Below are 22202 nucleotides of genomic sequence, written 5' to 3'. Positions count from 1 at the left end.
GTCATAACGGTGACATGCTCTGCGGTGCATAGTTGCGCTTTGCCGTCAAACCACCGCCTTTTTTGTTTTGGAGTTCCTGCATGTCCACCCTTTTTCCTTCCCGCCGTCGCGTCCTCGGCATGGCGCCTGCTGCCGGTCTGGCGGCCTTGTTGCCACATGGTCTGCTGCACGCCCAGGCCGCGGTGTCGGGTAATTTGTCGCTCTACACCTCGCAGCCTGAGCGTGATGCACGCGGCACCATTGAGGCGTTTAACGCGCTGTACCCCAACGTCAAGGTCAATGTGTTTCGCTCTGGCACCACCGAGGTGCTCAACCGCCTGCGCACCGAGATAGCCGCTGGCAGTCCGCGTGCTGATGTGTTGCTGATTGCCGATGCGATTTCGATGGAGGCGCTCAAGGCCGACGGCCGCCTGTTGCGCATGACCCACCTCAATACCCAGCAGATTCCTGCGCGTTATTTTGACAACGAGCGCACCTACATCGGCACCAAGTTAATCAGCACCGGCTTGGTGGTGAACAGCAAGGCGCCGTTCAAACCCAAGTCCTGGAAAGACCTGCTCAACCCCGCGCTCAAAGGCCAGATCGTCATGCCCAGCCCGCTGTACTCGGGTGCGGCCGCCATCATCGTGGGCGCCTGGAGCCGCACGCCTGATCTGGGCTGGCCGTTCATCGAGGGCCTCAAGGCCAACAAGGCGATTGCGGTCAAGGGCAATGGCGCGGTGTTACAACAGGTGGCCACGGGTGAGAAGATGGTCGGTGTGCTGGTGGACTTCATGGCCTTCAACGCTGCAGCCAAAGGCTCGCCGGTCGAGTTCATCACGCCCAAAGAGGGCTTGACCTATGTGACCGAGCCCGCCGCCATCCTCAACACGGCCAGCAATTTGCCTGCAGCGCAGGCCTTTGTGAGTTTTCTGGTGTCACCGCAGGGGCAGAAGTTCTCCACCACGCTGGGGTACTTCCCGTTGCAGGGCAACATCACACCGCCGGCGGGTTACCCCAAGGTCGAGAGCCTGCGCTTTTTGCCCATGGATGCGGACGCCTTGCTGAAGGGTGCCGAAGCTGACCGCAAACGTTTCTCGGACATTTTTGGCGGTTAAACATTTGAGTTTTCTGGTGGGTCGGTCAGGCATGTCGGGGTCACGCGCGCCCGCGCAAGAGCGCTGGTTGCTCTGGCTCGCGCTCGCCTTTCTGGCGGTGTTCAGCCTGTTGCCAGCCGCTTATCTGGCGCTGCAGATGGGCTTGGCGCTGCTGGGCCCCACGCGGCAGGCCGTGCTGGCCACGCTGATGTCCCCCGATGCCTGGCGTGCCAGCCAGCACACGCTGGAAGTCGGCTTGGGCGGCGCAACGCTGGCGCTGATCTACGGCCTGGTGTTTGCATTGTTTGTGTCACTGACCCCGGCGCGGCCACGGCAGTGGCTGGTGTTTGCGTTTGTGGTGCAGGCGCTGCTGCCGCCGCAGGTGGTGGCGCTGGCCTGGACACAACTCTGGCTGCCACTCAAAAACACGCTGATCGCCCAGGGCTGGGACAGCTGGCAGGCCATCAGCAACCCGCTGCAGTCGCGCGAAGGCATCATCCTGCTGCTGGGCATCCACTACGCGCCGCTGGTGTTTTTGACGGTGCGTGCCGGTTTGCTGAACCTGTCGCCCGAGGTGATTGAGGCGGCCCGCGTGTGCGGCGCATCGCCACGCAGCATCCTGCGTCGGGTGATCTTGCCGCTGGTGCTGCCTGCGCTGGTGGCCGGTGGCGCGCTGGCCTTTGTGTCGTGTATCGGTAACTTCGGCATCCCGGCGTTTTTGGGCATTCCGGGCGACTACCTGGTGCTGCCCACACTGATCTACCGCGAGTTGTCAGGCTTTGGCCCGGCCGCCATCCCGAGTGCGCTGGTGTTGTCGGCCCTGGTGGCTGTGCTGGCCGCACTGGGCATGGGGGTGCAACGGGTGTTTTTGCGGTGTGGCAGCAGCGAGGTGATTGCCACGCGCCTGAAAGTGCCGCCGTTTCATCTGGGGCGCTGGCAAACCCCGGTGGCTATGGGCCTGACGTTGTGGGTCAGCCTGCTGCTGCTGGCGCCACTGCTTGCCTTGCTGGCCAAGTCGGTGTCGCCTGGCTTGGGCATTGCACTCACCTGGGCCAACCTCTCGTTGGAGCATTACAGCTATGTGCTGTTGCACAACGACGCTACGCTGCGCGCCTTTGTCAACAGCGTGAGTCTGTCCGTTGGCAGCGCGCTGGTGCTGGCGGTGGTGTCGCTGTTTCTGGCCTACCAGATGGCCTACCGCCGCAACGTGCTGCTGCGCCGGCTGATGCCCTGGATTGAGGTGCCGTATGTGATTCCGGGCGTGGTGCTGGCCATCGCCATGATCCTGCTCTACCTCAAGCCGTTGCCGCTCTTGGGTTGGTCGTTTTACAACACACTCTGGATCATCTTTTTTGCCTACCTGGCGCGTTTTCTGACGATCCAGCTGCGACCGGTGCTCAGCGGTTTTATGCAGATGCCGCGCGAGATGCTGGAGGCGGCCGAGGTGTTTGGCGGCTCGTTTGTGAGCCGTATGTGGCACATCGTGGTGCCGCTGATCCTGCCCTCGGTCACCGCCGGGGCGCTGCTGGTGATGTTGCTGTCGCTCAACGAACTCACCGTCTCTGCCCTGTTGTGGGCCACAGGCACCGAGACGCTGGGTGTGCTGGTGTTCGGGCTGGAGCAGGGCGGCGAGTCGGCAGCCGCCTCGGCCGTGGGCATCCTTTCCATTGTGATCACGCTGCTGTGCATGCTGCTGGCATCGCGGCTGGGTCGCCGTTTACCTGAAGGTGTGTTGCCGTGGCGCGCATAAAACTACAAGACATCCACAAACACTACGGCAGTGGCGCCAATGCTTTCCATGCGCTGCGCGGCGTGTCGCTGGAGATGCACTCGGGCGAGTTTGTCGCCTTGCTGGGGCCATCGGGCTCGGGCAAAACCACGCTGTTACGCGCGATCGCGGGGCTGGAGAGCATCAACAGTGGTTGCATCCAGATTGGTGACGATCTGGTGGCCGCGCCTGGACGCCATGTGTTGCCAGAGCGGCGCAACGTCGGTGTGGTGTTCCAAAGCCACGCTTTGTGGCCGCACATGACGGTGTTTGACAACGTGTTGTTCCCGCTGCGCGAGTCCGGCCTGTCCGCAGCACAGGCCAGCCCGCGTGTGATGGAGGCGCTGGCCCAGGTCGATTTGCAGGCGCTGGCCCGGCGCACGCCCGGTGAACTCTCGGGCGGGCAGAAGCAGCGTGTGGCACTGGCGCGGGCCATGGTGGCGCGCCCGCGCGTGATTTTGTTTGATGAACCGCTGGCCAGCCTGGATGTGGAATTGCGCCGCGACATGATGCGCCACATCGACCAGATGCGCAGCACCCAGAGCAGCATGGTTTATGTCACCCACAACCAGGAAGAAGCGCTGGCGCTGGCCGACCGCGTGGTGGTGCTGAGTGAAGGCTGCATCGAGCAGGTCGACACCCCCATTCGTCTGTGCCGCGAACCGCAGACCGAAATGGTGGCCCGGTTCGTCGGCGCGGGCAACCTGCTACCGGCCCGGCGCATCAGTGCAGCGCAGGGTGGTTTGGCCGAGGTGGCGCTCGGTGACTACCACTTTGCCGCACGCGACACCAGCGCGGGCAGCACCCAGACCGAGCTGCGGCTGTGTCTGGCACCCACTGCCTTTGTGGTGGCTGCGCCTAACGCCCCAGGCCTGTCCGTGTTGGTCGAGCATGTGTTTTTTCAGGGCAGCTCGTACGCGGTGGATGCGGTGCTGCAAGGCGCCCTGGCCGTGCCGCTGAGCCTGGTGCTGCCGTTTGAGGCACAACCCCGGCGTGGCGATGTGTTGCGGCTGCAAGTGCGCGACGCCTGGGTGATGCCCGAGGCGCGTGGTACAAGCCAACTTATATAAGAAATCGGCCTCTAGCCCTTATATATCAAGGGCTAACTGCTGCTTTAATAGTAGCGTCAAACGTCCGCTGGCTTGGGCACTTCGCGCGGTTTGCCGTTCTCATCAAGCGCCACATAGGTCAGCAACGCCTCAGTCACCTTGGTATAGCTGCCCTGTTCCAGAAAACGTTCCGCGTAGACCTCGACCTTGACGGTGATCGAGGTGCGGCCGATACGCACCAGCTTGCCATAAAAGCTCAGGATGTCGCCGACCCGCACCGGCTGTTTGAAGATGAACTCATTGACCGCCACCGTGGCCATGCGCCCGGCGCTGTAGGTGGCGGCAATCACCGCACCGGCCATATCCACCTGCGCCATCACCCAGCCGCCAAAAATGTCGCCATTGGCGTTCACATCCCGCGGCATTGGGATCACCTTGAGCACCAGCTTCTCGTCGGTGGGCAGTTGCGCCGGGTTAGTGGCGGGGCGAGGGTTTTCAGACATGGGCACAATCCAGGGTGATAAAAACAAGGAATTGTCACCCATGCGCCGCTCTGGCGAACCTACCCCACCTCCCGTCCTGCTGCCCAACGGCCAAGTCGCCCCGCGTTCCGACTGGGCCACGCTGCAGCGGCTTTTCCCCTACCTCTGGCAATACAAGTGGCGTGTGATGCTGGCGCTGGCTTTCATGGTGGGCGCCAAGCTCGCCAATGTGGGTGTGCCACTGCTTCTCAAACAGCTGGTCGACACCATGAACCCCAAGGCCGGTGTTGGCATGCCCGCGCTGTTGGTGGTGCCGCTGGGCCTGCTGCTGGCTTATGGCCTGCTGCGCCTGTCGACCACCTTGTTTGCCGAACTGCGCGAGCTGATTTTTGCCAAGGCCACCGAGGGTGCCTCACGCGCCATCAGCCTGCAGGTGTTTCGCCACTTACACGCCCTGAGCCTGCGCTTCCACCTGGAGCGCCAGACCGGCGGCATGACCCGCGATATTGAGCGCGGCACACGTGCGGTGCACTCCCTGATCAGTTATTCGCTCTACAGCATCTTCCCGACGCTGATTGAGGTGGCGCTGGTGCTGAGCATTTTGGCGGTCAAGTTTGACATGTGGTTTGCCTGGATCACCATCATTGCGCTGGTGCTCTACATCACCTTCACCATTGTGGTCACCGAGTGGCGCACCCAGTTCCGCAAACAGATGAACGAGCTGGACAGCACCGCGCACAGCCGCGCCATCGACTCGCTGCTGAACTACGAGACGGTCAAATACTTCAACAACGAAGACTTTGAGGCCAAACGGTACGACGACAACCTGGAGCGTTACCGCAAGGCCGCGCTCAAAAGCCAGAGCACGCTCAGCATGCTCAACACCGGCCAGCAGCTGATCATTGCCGCCGGGCTGGTGGCCATGTTGTGGCGCGCCACGCAGGGCGTGGTTGATGGTCGCATGACCCTGGGCGACCTGGTGATGGTCAACGCCTTCATGATCCAGCTCTACATCCCGCTGGGGTTCCTGGGGGTCTTGTACCGCGAGATCAAACAAGGCCTGACCGACCTGGAAAAGATGTTCACCCTGATGGAACGCGAGCGCGAGATTGCCGATGTGCCCGGTGCGCTGGCTTTGAAGCTCAATGGCGCCGCCAGCCCTCACCCTAACCCTCTCCCGCAGGGAGAGGGAATCACCCCCCTGACACCCGCGACAGTGCCGGACTTACCCCCTCTCCCCGAGGGAGAGGGCAGGGGTGAGGGCCACACCAACGCCAGCGTCAGCTTCCAACACGTGCACTTTGCCTACGACCCGGCGCGCCCGATCCTGCATGACATCAGTTTTGAGATCCCGGCGGGCAAAACCGTGGCCGTGGTTGGGCCGTCCGGCTCAGGCAAGTCCACGCTGGCGCGGCTGCTGTTCCGCTTCTACGACGTGCAACAGGGCCAGATTCAAATCGCCGGGCAAGACATCAAACAGGTCACCCAGGCCAGTGTGCGTGCGGTGATTGGGATCGTGCCGCAAGACACCGTGTTGTTCAACGACACGGTGGAATACAACATCGCCTACGGCCGCCCCGGCGCCAGCCGCGCCGAGGTGGAGGCCGCAGCCAAAGCCGCGCACATCCACAACTTCATCGCGGCCACACCCAAGGGCTACGACACCATGGTGGGTGAACGCGGGCTGAAACTCTCGGGCGGTGAAAAACAACGCGTGGCGATTGCCCGCACCCTGCTCAAAAACCCGCCGATCCTGATCTTTGACGAAGCCACCAGTGCGCTCGATTCGGCCAACGAACGCGCCATCCAGGCCGAGTTGCAAAGCGTGGCGCAAAACAAAACCACCCTGGTCATCGCCCACCGCCTGTCCACCGTGGTCGACGCCCACGAGATCCTGGTGATGGAAGCCGGCACCATCCTCGAGCGCGGCACCCACGCGGCGCTGCTGGCCGCCAACGGACGTTATGCGCAGATGTGGGCGCTGCAGCAGAGTGTGGAGTAGTTGAGGGTATTTTTGGGCGCAGGCCCTTTGGGAATAAGGGTTGGTCACTATTTAAATGGTAGTGAATGGGGTGCAGGAGAACGTTGTCTCACGTAAGTCGGGCTTGCAGCGAAGGCGGACTTTTCACAAGCTCCAGGACAGTCGATCAACTTTCACCGTGCATGTGGCGGTCGCCAAATTACGCTTGAGCTCCGGACAACCTAAACCATTGCCATTGATCAATGGACAAATCTATAGGGAGGAAAGAAGGAGAGATATCCGCGTCAACGCATTTGACCTGAACTGCGTCGGCCACATTTCGCTGCGCCATTGGACACCAACGCGCGAAAAGACCGCATAGAGCTACGGTCACGGAAGGTTAACCACGGCAACCTTGTTGGCGAACAACGTGTTGAGCACCCCCAACGATTTGTCGCTCATCGTCTGCGTAAATAGGACCGCTAGACGGCGCTTTGGCCGCGAGACACTAACGTAGAAAAGGTTCCTGGCTCGGTTGAAGCCTTTCTGATGCGCGGCAGTCGGTTTCGCACCAGCAGCCATGTATTCGAGCATGCGCGGCCAGTTGTAGTGGTTCCAACCGCCCCCGAAGACGACGAGGACGTTTTCAAATTCTGCACCTTTAACACTGTGCTGAGTGGCGAAGGGCGTGAAGCCATCGACGAAGCGCACGAGGTTCACGACCTCTTGATACTTCACGTCACGCAAGCGTCGATGGCGATTGACAGAGGGCTTCTCCGGCTCTCCCGCATCCGGATCGAACGCAGCCATCTCGTCTTCACGACGGGTCACGTTGTCAGGCATACGAGGTCGGCGCGTCTTCTTCAGAAGGTCCAGCACTTCCCCCACAGTGCCACTTTCGCGGAGAGCGTCGAGAGACTTCATGTCGTCCGCCCACGCCTGCTTCTCAGATGGCTTATTCAGGGTGCCCGCTCGGCCAAGCAAGTCGAACATCTGCCCATACTTCTTCGCCTTGTACGCGGCACATGTGGGCTCAACGACTCTGCCAAGAAATTCCAGCGTCGCATCATCTAGCTTGGAGATAGCGTCTTGGTGGGACTTGAAGATTTCAACGATTGAGGGGTAGCCTTGTTCGGCCGCCAAGGCAGCGTGCGTCAGCATCAGTACTTTCGTGACTGCCGGTGAGAAGTCCCAGCCCTCAGCCTCAAGTTGTTTACGAAGCGCTGCGACGTAGGCGCGCGTGACATCTGCCGGAGTGTCCTGTTTCGAGTGCGCAGTGTCAGTCCGCTCCCCTGTGTAGCTGTTGGCATGGAACGCGCGCGCCTCACCTTCCGCTGACTCGTCATCGACGACCTGAGGTAAAGAAGGCCGAAGACGGTTGAGCATGTCCACAACGGCGGGCACAGAGCGGAAATTGGCGCCCTTGTCCACTGCCTCGACGTTAGGCAGTGCAGCCAAGTCGAAATCGTCTCGGTAAATGGTCTGCCAGTGATCGCCGAACAGCCCAATCAACGGTCCCTTCTTGGGCTCAAGAAAGTGCGTCGCTAGAGCGCCCATGAACTCGCTATTCGTGTCCTGGTATTCGTCAATGAAAACTACCGGATAAGACGCAGTGAACACCTGCTGGAACTTCGGCATGGCCAGGAACCGGGCCATCAGCTCTGGGATGTCGTCGTGATAGAGCGTGATCCGGTCATCGTGAATGCCGAAATATCCGAGGTCGTACTCAATGCGTCGCTTGCCGACGCCACCCGCCTCCGCGATCTTTTCTGTATGCCGTTCAAGCTTTCCAACTTCTGTTCTGAGAGCCGATTGAAACTGGCTCATGCACCCCCAACAGAAGGCATGAATGGTGTCCACCAGCACGGCAGGGTGCTCGTCAATTTCCTGCGAAATTTCACGCTTTGCGACGTTCGTGTAGGTGATGCATGCGACCTTCTGGCCGCGACGCAAATAGTCCGAGCCACGCTCAGAGATGAGCCGCTTGAGGGCTTGGACGAGGGAATAGGTTTTCCCTGCACCTGCGCCGGCCTCGAGACGGAAACACTGGTGCTGATCAATGCACTCGTTGACGCGCTTCTGCGCATTCTGCGCGGCTTCAATAGCGGGACTTGGTGTTTCAAGCGCCATGATCCGCCCCTCCATCTAACGGTGGGGCGGCGGGTGGCAGTGGCAGCGGTGCTGAATCCGCTAGCCACAGCAGGCCTTCGTTGATATAGGCAGGCACCTTCCATGCGTCTTCGGAAAGGCCGAACTTCAATGCGGTTTCGACCTTGCCCATGTCTGCGGCAATGTCGAAAGCAAGGTCGCCCCAAGGATCACCTTCCTTCAACCCGAAGAGCGTCGGGTTTGCAAGGATGAAAGCATCCTCATATGTGCGCGCGCAGAAGTTCGATCCGGCTTCATGAACCTGGTAAGCGACTCGCCGATAGCCCTTTACCTTCTCTTCAGGCGTCTTTGCTTTCAAAAAATCGAGGGTTAGCGCCTCACCGTCTTTGATATCGAACCAATCACGTAGGGTCGTGTTCAACGACCGCTCGCCCTGCGAGTAAGGGCACTTCACATAGCGACCCTTGTCGCCCATCTTTACGGCGTCAAGATCGGTGATGACCAGCGTCCGCAACTCAAGGAAATCGAGTAGCGGCGAGAAAATCTTCGCGTTCGCTCCGTCAACCTCCACTGTCGATACGTATTGCAGTGAGAGCTTTTTGGATTCGTCTAGCGCCTCGTCAATGAGCTGGAAGATGCGCGGCATCAAGAGGCGTTCGGTTGGACCTTCAATCAGGATGGCCTTGTCGGCGAAGAACAAGTCGCACTTCGTCAAAGTCATGTATCGGTGAAGGAAATTCCGATCGGACTCCTTGATCTTGTCAGCTCCTTTTCGGAAGTCCTTGATGACTGTGTGCCGTGTCACCCCGTCCGCGGATGGCTTGGCGAGGAAATAGCGGACTGCGTCAAACGGGGCGGCGTTCGCGATGTGCGAGGAGTGTGTCGTGACGACAAACTGGACCGGCCACTCTTGATCTGGATACTCCGCTGAAAAGACCTGAACTGCTGCGTTCAGCTGCTTGATGAACACCTCTTGCATCTGAGGATGCAAATGGGCTTCAGGTTCCTCGATGAAGATCAGATGGACTGCCGGCAGAGTCGGATTCGTGCGAAAAGACTTGTGAAAGCTAAGAAGCTGAAGAAGGATATAGATCAGGTTTCGTGTACCGAGACCGTTGTATCCCTCTGGGAGATGGACCCCATGTGCTCCCGTGTAAAAGACCTTTGTGTGCTCACTTAGGAGACTCGCGACATTCAGAGCCGTCTCCGTCCGCAAGTCCGGGTCATTTAGGCCTGGATATCCGAAGCTCTTGATCTTCGGCAGCAACGCGGTGAGCTTCTCGTTGAAGCCGTTGTGAATGCTCTGCTCGATGTTCGAAACGGCCTCTTTCAACTCTGCGGCAATCGCCTGGTCAGCGGTCGTTGCGGTAGCGCTTGCGGCCGTGGTGAACAACGCCTCTAAGAGCTTCCCCAGAACGTTGGGCTCGCCGCGCTTTTGTTGATCGAGGGATCTCTGCGCGGCTACAAGGCCGCATTGAAAAAGCTTCCCAAGCTGCTTCAGTTCAATAGTGCGCTCGTTGGTCGAGTCGTTGGGATCAACCGCCGCTACGTAGTACTCGTAGGCCTTCGGAACAACCTCTTTGAGGTTCTTAAAGAGAAGCGTTGCGTCATCAGTGCCTCCTGCTGGGACAGGTGGATCAAGCAGCAAAGCTAAAGCCGTCTGTGCCGGCCGATACTCAATTCGAATCTTGGCGGTCTTGCATTCCGGGTCGAGGTCGATCACAAAAGGGGCAAGTGCGCCAAGCTCGTGGGCTGGGTCGTAAGACACAAAGACCGTAGCCGCGATAACCGGCAACGCTGCGAGCACATCCTTCTCGTCCTTGCCTTCAAGACGTAGGTGCTTGGCGGCGAGAAAAGCATCCCTTCTTGCTGCCGAAAAATATTCCAGCCTCAGCTTCTTCGGCTCATCCCCTAGGACGTGCGCGAAGAACTCCGTGATGGAGGTCTTGCCGCTGTTATTTCGGCCAACGATCAATGTCGTCGTCCGTTCAAGCGACATTTCAGCACTCTGTAAGAGCCTGAAATTTTCGATTGCGATTTTTTCTATACGCATACTCTCCCCCCCCCCTTAGTCATGAATGAGAGTTTTTATTCGTCGAGACAAATCATACGTCTAGCGTGCAGGAAGCGTTCTAGCAAGAGGTCGTTCAAAGTTCGCTGCAGCGATCTGCAGATGCCGGCGAACGGAACTGAGCGACCAGTTCCATATGTCGAATGACTCCAACCAGCCTTAAACTGACTTTAAGAACCAGACTCTTGAGGCTTTTTCGCGGCCGCTGTCGTGGCCCCGATCAACCATCTCTCGCCAGCAATCGCACGGTGCCTCCTCGTGTACCGATAAATATAGACAATATTGGTTAATTTGTACTAATATGGCGGTATGTCAAAAGCCACCAAAGCCATCCAACAGCTGCCTCCGGCCACCTTGGGTGCACTCCAGAAGCTGGGTGCCGACCTGGCGGTGGCCCGCTTACGCCGCAAGGAATCGCTGCGCACCTGGGCCAAGCGCTTGGGCGTCACACTTTCCACGCTCCAGCGTCTCGAAGCCGGCGACCCGACCGTGAGCATTGGCATCGTCGCAAGTGCCTTGTGGCTCATCAACCGAGATGGCGAGTTGGGAAACTTGGCGGCACCAGAACAGGATCAGGGTGCGCTCGAGCTGAACATTCGAGAAGCAGTGGCGCTTGGCCAGGCCCGTGCGCAGGCCTCCGCAGAAGCCCGCATGCGCACAGATCCCCCCAACAACAGCAAGAAGGACTGACATGCGTCTGGATGACTTGTACCTTTGGTACCTGGGAGACCCGACGCCTCGCTACGTAGGTGCGTTGAAGCTGGTTGCTGCTGGCAAGGGCGTCTCGCTCCACTACGCCGGGGACTGGCTTGCCAATGGATTCGCACTCAGCGAAGACTTGCCTCTCGTGGACAACGAGTTCTCCCCGCCCGGGCGGCTGAGCGCCAACGCGCCCCGCGCAGTCGGTGCCGTGGATGACGCGCGTCCGGACCGATGGGGTGAAAAAGTCATCCGGTTCATCGACAAACCCAAGCGTACGTCGTTGATGGAGATGCTCTACTACGCTGGTGACGACCGTTTTGGTGCGTTGGGGGTCTCGACCTCACCCGACACCTACCTTCCCAGAAAAGGTGGCCCCCTGCCGATGTTGGCGCAAGCCCAAGAGCTCAGCGAGGTTGTGGCCAAGATCGAAGCCGGCGACACCTTGACTGCTCTCGAAGCCAAAATCATTGAAGGGGGTGGCAGCCCGTTAGGCGGCGCAAAGCCCAAGGCGCTGATCGACATCGAGGGCGAGCAGTGGGTCATCAAGTTCTTCAACCACGAGTATGTGGATGCGCCGCTCATCGAGCACGCGACCATGACCTTGGCGGCGAAGGCCGGTATCTCCGTCGCCCAGACCCAGGTTATTCGCCTGGTGGCGGCGAACGCCGTGGCCATTCGGCGATTCGACCGCGTGAACGGTCGGCGAATTCACAGCATCTCGGCAGGCACTGCTATCCGAGCGGCAACCCCGGCCGGCAACGAGCCAGAAATGGGGTACCCACAGCTTGCCCGAATCCTTCGCAGAATCGGCGTCACCCACGGCGATGCGCATCTGGCCGATGCCCAAGAGTTGTTCCGCCGAATGGTGTTCAACATCCTGGTCGACAACACCGACGACCATGAGAAGAACCATGCACTCCTGGTCGTGAACCCCACCGCCCATGGACGGCTGAGGCTGGCACCGGCCTATGACGTACTGCCCACCAACTCCGGGCAGGGCTATCAAGAGTTCATCTGCGGGACGGACGGACAAGATTCCACGCTGGCCAACGCGATGTCCCAGTGCGACGCGTTTGGGCTGACGCCGGCCCAGGCCGCCGCGCAAGTCGTTCAAGTCATCGGGGTGGTCAACACCTGGCGCGCGCACTTTGAATCCATTGGGGTATCGGAGCGCGACCTGGACAGCTTGGCAGAACGCCTCGACGGTGACGAATTGCTGAGCCAGCGACAGACGTTTGACGCCAGTCAGTACCAGGGTGCAGCTCCCAAACGCAGGCCGACAAGCCCATTTCGCAGGACTTGACGCGCGGCCGGCGGGTCTCTGGCCGGGAACCTCAAAGTTTCTCGATTGAATGGCAAGTATTTGTCAGGCAGATCGGCAAGCTGTATGCCAGCTCCCAGCCTCAAACAGTCACCGGTCCATGCACGAGAAGTTATAAGTCTTTTTGGTCTCCAGCCCTTTTAACAAAAGGGCCAATAGCTACCAAAACCATATCAAAACAACGGCGCCAACACCGTCTCGGTGGCCAGCGGTTGGCCACCTTGCTGGTGTAGCCAGACAAAACGTTGCGCCGGTGCCGCTGTGGTGGCCGCCTGGGCCGGGGGCAGGTGGGTTTGGTCATTGGTCAGCACCACCACACGGCGCAGGTTGGGGGTCTCGGCCAGCACCTGCAGCTCGTGCAGGCAACCCCGGTTGTGGGCCTCAAAGTTGCGCAGGTCCATCAGCACCACGTCGCTGAGCTGGACCAGCTCGGCCAGCGCCTGCTGCCAGGTGTTGTCGTGGCAATAACATTCGTTGACACGGTGTCGGCCATCCACATCGGCGCGCCAAACAAACTCGGCCAGGCGGCGCGGCACGTCGGCCGGGGTCTGGATAAAACGCTCACCCAGCCGCCCGTCGATGAAGGTGAAGATGTCATCCACGTCGATGGTGCGATCCAGCAAGTCGGTGCCTGCAATCAGCACGGTGTTGCCCGTCAGGCGCCAGCGCTCAATCACCCGGTCAAACAGCTGCTGCACCTGGGCGTCCTGCTGGAACACGCGCAACACCAGCAACGTCGGTGGCCGCCCGGCCTGTTGCGGCGTGGCCAAGCGGCGCATCCAGGCCCCGGCCAGCACAATCCACAACAAGGGTGCAAAACACACCAGCGCGCCCCAGCCCAGGCTGCTGGAGGCGGCCAGCGCCGGGCCGGTGAGTGCCACCGTCCACACCGCGGTGAACAGGTAAAACAGCTCGGACACCTGTTGCTGGCGGTAGGCCTGGGCCAGTTGGCGGCCCAGCCAGCGCGCTGGCCACCAGGCCAGCAGCCAGGGCAGCAGCGCAAAGAGCATCAGCGCAGCAGTGGCGCCCAGCCAGCTGGCCAGCCACTGGATGAAGCCGCTGTTGGCCTCCACCAGCGCGGCCAGACCATCCAGCCCGGCCTGTGAGGACGCACACAGCAGCACAAACACCGGCGCCAGCCACGGCCCCACCGCGCGGGTGGCGCCGCCCAGGCACAGTGCGGTCACCACCAGCAGCGGCAGCCCGATGTCAAACGCCATCCATTGAACAAGCATCAGCAGCGTCACATTCGCATTGGTGCGCCAGCTCAGCAACAGCACCGCCAGCACAAACCAGCCCAGCATGGCAGCCACAAAGCGCCAGCGCGACCAGCGGCCTATCACCGCCAGCACCGGCAGCACCGGCCAGGCGTAGGCAGTGCCCAGCGTGGCCACGGTTTTGAAGGTGATGGGTGCGTCGGCCAGCCACTGGGTGAGCAGGGTGCGTGTGAAGGCGATCAGCAGCGTCAGCAGCAGAAACTGCGCCAGCAGCCGGTGGTAAGCGGCGCGGTTGTGGTCCAGCGTGACCGCGGCTGCCGGGGCGGGCCGCTGCGGGCTGGGGCTGTGCTCGGGCCCGGTGCTGTGCTCGGGCCCGGTGCTGTGGGCGGCGGCGTTCAAGGGCGCGCGCATCAGCCGCTGCATGCTGACGCGGTAACGCCAGGCCACCAGTTGGGCGCATACCACCGCCAGCAGCGTGGCGAGGACCAGCAGGGTCAGGATCTTGCCGGAGGCCATGGCGCTCAGGCCTGTCTGCTGGCGCGCAGGGTGTGGCTGCTCACGTCAGGCTCTCCAGCAGCTGCTCCAGCAGGTGGCGCGTGGGTTTGTCAGTTGCTGACCACAGGCTCAGCAAAAAGTCGAGGTTGTCGGTCAACGCGGCCAGTTCACGCGGGCTGCTGGCCCGGCCAATCGCAGCCCGGTAGGCCGCCAGCACCGGAGCAGCTTGCGTACCGGCAGGCACTTTGGCGCGGCGGCGTGGCTGGCTGGCTGCTTGTAACAGCAGCTGGCTCAGGCTCAGGTCGGCCAGGCTGGCGGCGTCCCAGAAGTTGGGGTTGTCGGCCAGGCGGTGGCTCAGTGCACTGCGCTGTTGCGCCAGCTGGGCGGTGATGCCCGCCGTGTCGAGCTTGGGCGCGGTGTCACGTTGAGCGATGAGCAGGGTGGCGGCCAGCCAGTTGGTGAAGGCATAGGCATCGCTGTGGCGCAGCAGCGACTGCTGGTAGTGCAGCGCCATCTGGCGCAAGGCGTCCAGCTGTTGCGAGGCATCGGTTTGTAACACGGCCAGGCGTTTGTGGGCGCTGCCCAGCAGGTTCTGCCGCTCAGAGCTGGGGCTGCGTTGGCACAGCAGCTGCAGGTCGGCCACCGCGGTGTCGATGTTGTGCACCGCCTGTTGCCGCACGCTCTCGCGTTTGGCCGGGCTCAGGCGGCGCGCGGCGCGCCAGCTGTGTTGCGCCAGGCGCACCCGGAAGTTGGCATGTTGCTCCAGCACCCGCATTGGGCAGTCGCCGCGCTCGGCGGCCAGGGCTTTGTCGAGCCAGTCCAGCGCCTGCTGCCACTCGCGCAATTCACCCCAGGCCAGGCCCAGCGCTGCGCAGACATCGGCGCGTTGTAACCACTGCTCGGCCTGGGCTTGTGGCACGCGGGCCAGTCGGCTGGCGATGCGTTCGCTGCCATGGCTGGTGTGGCCACCGGCGCACAGGTCGGCGCTCAGGTTGTTGAGGTCCACCACCAGCTCATGTGGTGTGCCGAAGTCGGGCCAGACGGTTTGTGTGGTGCTGCCGTCACGGTGCAGCCGGAAGTCCGGGTCGCCATAACACTGGTAGGCGCCCCAGGTGTTGACATCGGGGCAACGTGTCCAGACCTCTTCACGCGCGCGGCGCACGGCTTCCCCAAACGCATCACCCGACAACATGCCTTGGTAGAAATTGGTGGCAAACACCTGTCCGGCGCGGTCGTCCACCGCCCAGCCTGCGGCAACCACGGCGCGCACCCCCATGCGGATCAGTTCCTCACCCAGATTCGCCGCCAGCCCAAGCCGGTCCAGCGGGCGCGGGCCGTCCAGTCGGCCCAGGTGGCAGCAGTTGACAAACACCAGTTCGGGCACAAAGCGCAGTTGCGCGATGTCGCCCGGGGTCAGGAAGGTGTCTGCCCCCATCACCATGCCCGAGATCGCCTCGGCACCCACGACTGCACCCGGGCGCCGGTACTGGTGCACCCCATGACCGGCCAGATGCAGAATGCGCCAGCTGTTTTTGTGCAACGCCTCCAGAATGGGTGTGCTGCTCTGGTCCACACAGTCCAGCACCTCGTAGCCGTTGTGACTCAGTTGTTGTGCCACCTGCTGGGCTTCCTCACGCGCGCCGGGCAGGTCGGCAAAGTCGGCCGAGCCGCCCAGGTCGGGGTTGCCAATCACCAGCGCGGTGTTGCTCAGGCCGTGCACCGGCCGCTGGCGAAAGGTGCTGGTGCGGAACTGGCGGATAAAACCCGCCGCCACCGCAGGCGGGCGCTCACCGGTGGCCCAGCGGTTTTCTAGCAGTTCCCAGGGGTAGGGCGCGGTTTGCGCGTCCACCATCACCACCAGGTTGCCCTGTTGCAGCGCCATTTCGCGCAGGCGCAGCGGCAGCAGCATCTCAAACAGGGTTTTGGAGGCCTCCGAGTTGTGCCCGGTGCTCTGGCTGGCGATCTGCACAAAACTCTGCGCCAACGCCAGCTGCCCGGTGGCCAGGGTTTCTTCGGCGCGGGCGCGGTCGGTTGGGAACACAAAACGCAGGCGCCCGGTGTCTTCGGTGATCTCCAGGCGCTGGTACCACTCGGGTGAGGCCACAAAACGCACGCGCCGGTGCCCGCCTTGCCCGGTTTCCACCGCCTTGGCCTCCCAGCGCACAGCACCCGCCAGGGCCTCGTTATCCACCAGGCGGCCCAGGGCGTCGGCAGCGGCAATCGCAATGTCCTCAAACAGCTCCAGAAACTCCAGCCGGTCGATCAGCACCCGGTTGTCCAGGCCCTGATCGGCCAGGCGGCGGTTGGCGCAGACCGCAGCGCGCAAGATCGCCTCCAGCGCATCGGCCACCGGCAGCCCGCCTGAGCCGGTGCCCACCAGCAGGCAGGTCACTGCCGCCGAGCGTGGCCGCCCGCCCTCACCAAAACGTGGGTCGGGCCAGTGCGCCACATCCAGCGCAAAGTCCAGCAGTGCGGCGCGCACCGAATCTTCCAGCAGACCCGGGCTCAAGGCCCCCACCTGGCCCAGCCCCACCACCACCGCCCCGGCCGGTTTGGCACTGGCCGAGTCGTTGAGGAACACCGTGTTGCTGCCCAGCGGGCCGGGGTAAATGCCCAGATCGAGCCGACGCGTCAGCGCACCACCGAGCTGGCGGTCCAGCACCGCCTCGGCGCTGACCACGGTGTCACCCTGGTAGTGGCCCACCAGCACCGGGTGGCGCGCGTAGGCCAGGTTGCCGTGGCGGATGGCGATCTCGATGGGTGGTAGCGCCGCCTCGGACGTGGCTTGTGGCGCCAGCGCCTGACCAGACCAGCCCAGGCCGCTGATGTCACCCGGCGCGGGCATACCGTCCACCGGCGGTGTGTCGGGCAGCACAAAGCGCTCCTCACCCGCCGCGCCACGCGCGCGCGCTGGTGGTGTGTTGGGCAGCAGCCGGGTCTGGCCGTTGACCAGCAGGTCCAGATAGCCGGGAAAGGCCCGAGGCTGGGCACACAAGGCATCGTGTGCGGTGTCTTCGGCATACCAGGTGGGCACACCGGGCAGGCAGCCCGACTGCCAGCTCACCGTGCCATCGCCCTCGTGGGTGGCAATGAACTGCAGGCGCTTCTGCTCAGGCCGCCACCAGGAGGGGCCCGGACTGAGCTGGTAGTCGATCACCGTGCTGGGCTGGCAGCCCGCCACGTACACCATATGTTGCGGGTCGGGCGGTGCACTGCGCAGCAACTGCCAGGTGGTGGCGGCTTCCTGCAGCGCGGCGGTGGGTGCGGTGGCCCAGCTGGCGCGAATGGCCTGGCGCAGCTTGTCCCAGCGGCTGGTGTCGGCAAAGTCGGGGTCACTCGGGGCAAAGGGCAACAGCTCCAGCAGGCCCGGGTAACGCGCCACCAGGCCAATGATCTGGTCGGTGTTCTGGGTGATGTCGAGCAGCGTGAGCTTGGTCTGGGTCGGGTTAAAACCGGTCAGCCAGCGCACCGCCTCGTACGAGCCCAGATTGGGGGTGCCGAGCATCAGGAAGCGTGCGCCGGGCAGGCGGGTGATGCGCTGCCACACTGCGCTGCCCAGGCCACCGTCGGCGATCATGGCGCGCACCACCAGGCCCCCCATCGAATGGGCCACCAGGCGCAGCGGCTGGCCACTGCGTTCGGCCTGGGCCAGCAGCGGCTCCAGCGTGCTCGCCAGGCGGGCGGCCGCCTGGCGCACCGAGTGGCGCCAGTCGTAGGGGAACAGCTCCACCTGGTGGCTGCGGGCCAAAAACTCGACCAGCGGGCCATAAAAGTCGTCGACCAGCCCCACCGGGCTGATGCCTGGCCGATCCATGGCCAGGCGTTTCAGGCCGCCTTTGAGCAGCGCCCAGTAGTCCAGCCACACGGTGTCGTCCTGCACGCGCAGCTGACTGCCCATGGTGCCTGGCAGCAGCACCACAATCGGGCGCGGTTTGTTGGGGCTGCTGCGGCTGCGTGTTGCGGCGGCCAAGCAGCGCGGGGCGGCGGGTGGGGGTGCGGTGAGAGGTAGAAAACCACCGCTGTCGGCGTCGCTGCGCCCCAGCGCTGCGCCCAGCCAGCGGATGCTGGCCTCGTTGCTGAAATAACGGAAATGGTTGACCTTGGGGCCGCTGTCCTGGCGGAAACGTGCACCCGGTGCCAGGCGCGTCAGACCCCCCCCCATGGACGCGGTGTCCACCACCAGGTCGTGCTCGTTTTTGTAGAACCAGTCGCTGGCCAGCACCTTGAGGGTGTTCCACAGGCCGTCACCGGGCTCGATGTCACCGGCGATCACACTCAGGTCGGCACTGGTCACCAACTCGGGCACACCGTTGAGCAGCCGGGTCAGCGCCGAGCCGGGCACCATGGCCTCGATGCCGGGCAGGGTGCGTGGGTCAGTGCGCTCTTTCACTACCGCCAGCAGGAAATCCAGGCTGTCACCAAACAGACCGTTGCCGGTGGCCGCGTTCACCAGGTAGTCCAGCACCGAGAGCCAACGGTCCAACCGACCCGAGGCCAGGGTGGTGCCACGCGCTGGACAGGCCACACGGGCAAAACGGGTGACGTGTAACTGTTTCTGGGCCAGCAGCGCCACCAGCTCCAGCAGGTGCTGGCGGTCGGCGTGGTAGTCGGCATCACGTGCCTGGGCCTCGGTGTCAGACAGCGGCGAGAGCCCCAGTTGGGGGGCGATGCTGCGGTCGGCAGCAAACAGCTGTTGCACCTTGTCCGGGGTCAGCAGCTGGTCCAGCTTGGGGCAGCCAGAGAGGGCCAGCAGCTCACCCACCAGGCCGCCGCGTGAATGGCTCACCAGATGCAGCTCGGCGCCGCTGGGCAGGCGTTTGACCAGGGTCAGCGCGTTCTGGATCGGGCTCTCGGTCAGGCTGCGGTGCTCCAGCGCCAACACCCGCTCACCATACACCGGTGCCAAGGATTGGCGCAGACGCGCTGCTTCGGTGGCGCCCGGTTCCCACAACTTGCCAAAACTGCCCGCTGTGCTGGAGGCCGTGCCATGTAAAAACACCAGCAGCGGGCCCTGGTTGGACGGGATGGGGCTGGTGTCGGGCAGGCTGCGCAGTGTCAGATCGCCGCTGAGGTCCAGCTGGTACAGGCCAGGAGGGTGGTCACCCAGCAGCTTTTGTTCAAAGTGTTGACCCAGTTTGCGGGCGGATTTTTCTGCCAGGTCCAGGCCAAAAAAATCCAGCACCCGGATCGCCAGGCCCAGCAGTCCACGTTCACCCCCGCTGCTGGTGCGTGGTGTCAGGCGCGAGAACTCCCAGGCGGCACCGGCGTCCCGGCTGGGCAAGGCGCCGTACTCTTGCGTCAGGTCATCCACCCGGCTCCAGAGTGCAAAACCGTTGTCCAGCTCGACCCGCACCACGGTATTGCCCGCCACCTCGATCTGGTCACCGGCACCGTCACGTGCGGCACCGGGGATCAGCCGGTGGCTGGGTGTCACACCTCCGAAACGTGGTGCGCGGGTGTCACTCAGGGTGCCGCGGATCTTGTACAGCTGCTCTGCCATGGGACGCTCCTGCCAGATGGAACACAACCGGTGCCGCACGCGCGACACCGGCGCGGGAACTTACGCAAAAACCTTGCTTTTCCGGGCGGTGTCACTGCCCACAATTTGGGGCGACTGCGGGTAACTGGCCGAGGGCAGGTATTTGAGGATGGCCTTGTGCCAGTCGGCGTAGCTGGCTTCTGGTTTGAGCGTTTTGAGGGCTTTGAGCGCGTAGTAGGTGAAGGCGCCGTTGTAGCGGCCGTTGATGCGCGCGTCATAACTGAAGTTGTTGGGGCCTTCTTTGCAGCCCGACAAAAGCAAGTCACCCAGCAGCCGTGAATAAGCCCCCAGCAGCGGGGAGGCGCCCGCCGGTGCCAGCACAGTGGCTGCCAGTTTGCCCGCGCGGTTTTTGGGCAAATCTTTGGCCGGCAACCAGTTGCCCATGGGCATAAAACGTGGCCTGGTGTCGGCGCCGGGCTCCGCCTTGGCGGCACGGGTCACGGTGCCGGAGTGGCAGCTGTCCGCAATCAAAACCAGGCGCACGCCGGGCTTGCGCGCGGCAAACAGGGTTTTGATCTCGTCGTCGGTCAAGGCCTCACCGTTGGTCTGCAGGTCATACGGGCACAGGGCTTCATCGAGCCCGTCGGCCTCGTCACCATCGGTGTCGGGCTGGTAGCTGCCGTGGCCTGAGAAGGTGATCACCAGGCTGTCGTTTTTGCTGGCTTTGCTGATCAGGCTGCTCAAAGCCGCCACCATGGCCGCCTTGGTGGCCTGGTCGTCGAGCAGCTTGCTGACCCCAAAGCCGCGTGCGCCCAAGGTGTCCGCCCAGTCGTTGGCGTCGTTGACACAGCCCTGCAGGTCCATGTGGGTGCCGGGGTAGTTGTTGATGCCGATACACAGTGCCTTCTTGGCCATGATGACGCTCCTTGGTGGGACAGGTTGAACAAACGGGCAGGCTTGACTCTCCAGATCTTCAGGGGAACAAAAAAAGCAAAAAAACCAACGAGGGGGAGGCCGACGGGTGCGTTAGGTGGCAAGTGCCAGTCGGTGTCGCTTGAGCGACTTGTGTTTGGGTGGCATGAAATTCTAGCGAGGCTAGCTTGAGAATCGGTAATTTTTTGATGTGGATCAAGATGGATGTGCCGCACAACAGCCGTCAGGAAGTTGGCACTGACCAGACGACAATGCGCGGCCCTGCGGCCTCAGGCCCAAGCAAGACCGGTCCAGTGAGTGCAAGCCTTTTGGGCTTCTAGTCCTTTATGAATCAAGGACTAACTGCTATTGATAAGGGATTTCTGCTTGCGGGGCTGCCAGGTGCCGTTGTACGAGGTGGCAACTGGTCGCGCTGGTGGGGGACCGAAGAGGCATGGGGGCTTCGGCCTCATACTGTCAAAGGCCCAGAAATCGGCCGCCACCCCCATGCCTCTTCGGCTGGCGAGTGATGGTGGTGTGCGATGCCAAAGAGAACAGAACCAGTGGCTCTTTCGGCTTGAAAATGACTTGTTGATTGAAAGACATGGAGACAACTCGCCGCCAAATCGTTGACTACTGGACTCAACACCAAAGTGAGTGCGGTCTGTCTGTGGATTCGGCAGAAGCCGAGGAGTTATGTTGGTGCTGTGCGCAAAGTCGGCAGCTTCAGCGTTGTCACATTGACCCCCGTGCCCTTGGCGACTCCGAATGCCCTAGCAACTTGGTCCTACTGTGTGGTCAGTGCCACGCCGAGGCTCCCAACGTTGAAGATCCGGATTTCATGTGGACGTGGCTTCGTGCACATGCTGCCTCAGCTTGTGGCACCTATTGGTATCAGCGCGGATTTCTGGAGTACGAGTTTTTGTACGGAAAGAAGCCATTTGTTGGGCTAGAAAGGAACGAAGCCGTAGTCACTCGCATAGACGAAGAGATTGGGCGCTATATCCGGCGTACCAGTACACACTGGGGGCAAGGCAAACTCAACCCGGCAACAATCGCTTGGCTCTTGCGGCATGTTGAAAAAGCGTTGTCCGATGAGGCTTAGTCGTGCCACGAGTGCCTTTATGAAGCTGTCTTTGCTTAACTAGCTGGAACCACACCATGTTCTCTCACATCTTTGTTGGCACCAATCACTTCGAGTCTGCGTTGGCCTTTTACCAGCCGCTGATGGAGGTACTGGGGGTGCAGGCGCGGTTTGTTGAGGCTGATCGGCCTTGGGCCGGTTGGCAGTCGCAGCCCGACCCGAGGCCGCTGTTTTTGCTGGGCAAGCCGTTTGACCAGCAGCCCCATGCGCCGGGCAATGGGCAGATGGTGGCTTTTCTGGCCAGCAGCCGGGCCATGGTGGACGCGGCCTACGCGGTCGCGCTGCAGCATGGTGGCCGTTCAGAGGGGGCGCCGGGTCGGCGTCCGCAGTACCACGCCAACTACTACGGGGCTTATTTTCGTGATCCGGATGGCAACAAGTTATGTGTGGCTTGCCACACCGCCGAGGACTGAGCTG

13 protein-coding genes are annotated in these 22202 nt (G+C 62.2%); 7 read left to right on the top strand and 6 right to left on the bottom strand.

Annotation, left to right across the window (positions count from 1 at the left end; all coding sequences use genetic code 11):
• Positions 1–80 precede the first annotated feature (80 nt).
• Genes RF819_RS07640 through RF819_RS07630 form a run of 3 tightly spaced genes read left to right on the top strand, consistent with a single transcriptional unit; the run spans position 81 to position 3914 of the window.
• Positions 81–1097 (top strand): ABC transporter substrate-binding protein, encoded by a 1017-nt coding sequence (locus tag RF819_RS07640; RefSeq protein WP_078366830.1) that lies wholly within the window; start codon positions 81–83, stop codon positions 1095–1097.
• Positions 1098–1128: 31 nt separating this feature from the next.
• On the top strand, positions 1129–2826 hold the full coding sequence (locus tag RF819_RS07635) for an ABC transporter permease (protein WP_143541628.1): 1698 nt from the start codon (positions 1129–1131) through the stop codon (positions 2824–2826).
• Positions 2814–3914 carry an ABC transporter ATP-binding protein gene (locus RF819_RS07630; RefSeq protein WP_078364440.1) on the top strand — a complete coding sequence of 367 codons (1101 nt, stop codon included), beginning with the start codon at positions 2814–2816 and terminating at the stop codon, positions 3912–3914. Before RF819_RS07635 ends, RF819_RS07630 begins: the two co-directional genes overlap by 13 nt.
• 56 nt (positions 3915–3970) lie before the next feature.
• Here RF819_RS07630 and RF819_RS07625 read toward each other — a convergent pair whose 3' ends face one another.
• Positions 3971–4396, bottom strand: coding sequence for an acyl-CoA thioesterase (locus RF819_RS07625; RefSeq protein ID WP_078364439.1), 426 nt, complete (start codon positions 4394–4396; stop codon positions 3971–3973).
• A 40-nt stretch (positions 4397–4436) separates the two neighbouring features.
• On the opposite strand from RF819_RS07625, the gene RF819_RS07620 reads away from it, so the two are divergent.
• Positions 4437–6377: an ABCB family ABC transporter ATP-binding protein/permease gene (locus RF819_RS07620; RefSeq protein ID WP_078366829.1), complete on the top strand. Its 1941-nt coding sequence runs from the start codon at positions 4437–4439 to the stop codon at positions 6375–6377.
• A gap of 348 nt (positions 6378–6725) precedes the next feature.
• On the opposite strand, the gene RF819_RS07615 is transcribed toward RF819_RS07620, so the two are convergent.
• Together RF819_RS07615 and RF819_RS07610 are read right to left on the bottom strand one after the other, a co-directional pair.
• Positions 6726–8465, bottom strand: coding sequence for a UvrD-helicase domain-containing protein (locus RF819_RS07615; RefSeq protein WP_078366828.1), 1740 nt, complete (start codon positions 8463–8465; stop codon positions 6726–6728).
• Positions 8455–10497: an ATP-dependent nuclease gene (locus RF819_RS07610; RefSeq protein WP_078364438.1), complete on the bottom strand. Its 2043-nt coding sequence runs from the start codon at positions 10495–10497 to the stop codon at positions 8455–8457. Before RF819_RS07610 ends, RF819_RS07615 begins: the two co-directional genes overlap by 11 nt.
• A 327-nt stretch (positions 10498–10824) precedes the next feature.
• On the opposite strand from RF819_RS07610, the gene RF819_RS07605 reads away from it, so the two are divergent.
• Together RF819_RS07605 and RF819_RS07600 are read left to right on the top strand one after the other, a co-directional pair.
• A complete protein-coding gene (locus RF819_RS07605) occupies positions 10825–11205 on the top strand; it encodes a helix-turn-helix domain-containing protein (RefSeq protein WP_078364437.1) in 381 nt (126 codons plus the stop codon).
• Position 11206: 1 nt separating this feature from the next.
• Complete coding sequence (locus RF819_RS07600) at positions 11207–12520, top strand: type II toxin-antitoxin system HipA family toxin (protein ID WP_078364436.1); 1314 nt, start codon at positions 11207–11209, stop codon at positions 12518–12520.
• A 191-nt stretch (positions 12521–12711) separates the two neighbouring features.
• On the opposite strand, the gene RF819_RS07595 is transcribed toward RF819_RS07600, so the two are convergent.
• From RF819_RS07595 to RF819_RS07585, 3 genes are read right to left on the bottom strand one after another with little or no spacing between them, the layout of a single operon-like run.
• Positions 12712–14271: a hypothetical protein gene (locus RF819_RS07595; protein ID WP_078364435.1), complete on the bottom strand. Its 1560-nt coding sequence runs from the start codon at positions 14269–14271 to the stop codon at positions 12712–12714.
• A 40-nt stretch (positions 14272–14311) separates the two neighbouring features.
• Positions 14312–19750, bottom strand: a complete 5439-nt coding sequence (locus RF819_RS07590) for a CHAT domain-containing protein (protein ID WP_078364434.1) — start codon at positions 19748–19750, stop codon at positions 14312–14314.
• A 60-nt stretch (positions 19751–19810) separates the two neighbouring features.
• Positions 19811–20644 carry a caspase family protein gene (locus RF819_RS07585; protein ID WP_078364433.1) on the bottom strand — a complete coding sequence of 278 codons (834 nt, stop codon included), beginning with the start codon at positions 20642–20644 and terminating at the stop codon, positions 19811–19813.
• Positions 20645–21802: 1158 nt separating this feature from the next.
• Between RF819_RS07585 and RF819_RS07575 the strand changes: the two genes are divergently transcribed.
• Entirely contained in the window at positions 21803–22198 is a 396-nt protein-coding gene (locus tag RF819_RS07575; RefSeq protein WP_078364431.1) for a VOC family protein, read from the top strand.
• Positions 22199–22202: the final 4 nt, after the last annotated feature.

Source organism: Rhodoferax fermentans, from assembly GCF_002017865.1.
Lineage (GTDB): Bacteria > Pseudomonadota > Gammaproteobacteria > Burkholderiales > Burkholderiaceae_C > Rhodoferax > Rhodoferax fermentans.
The sequence above is the reverse complement of the archived record's forward strand: the minus strand, read 5'-3'. Positions and strand labels throughout refer to the sequence as shown.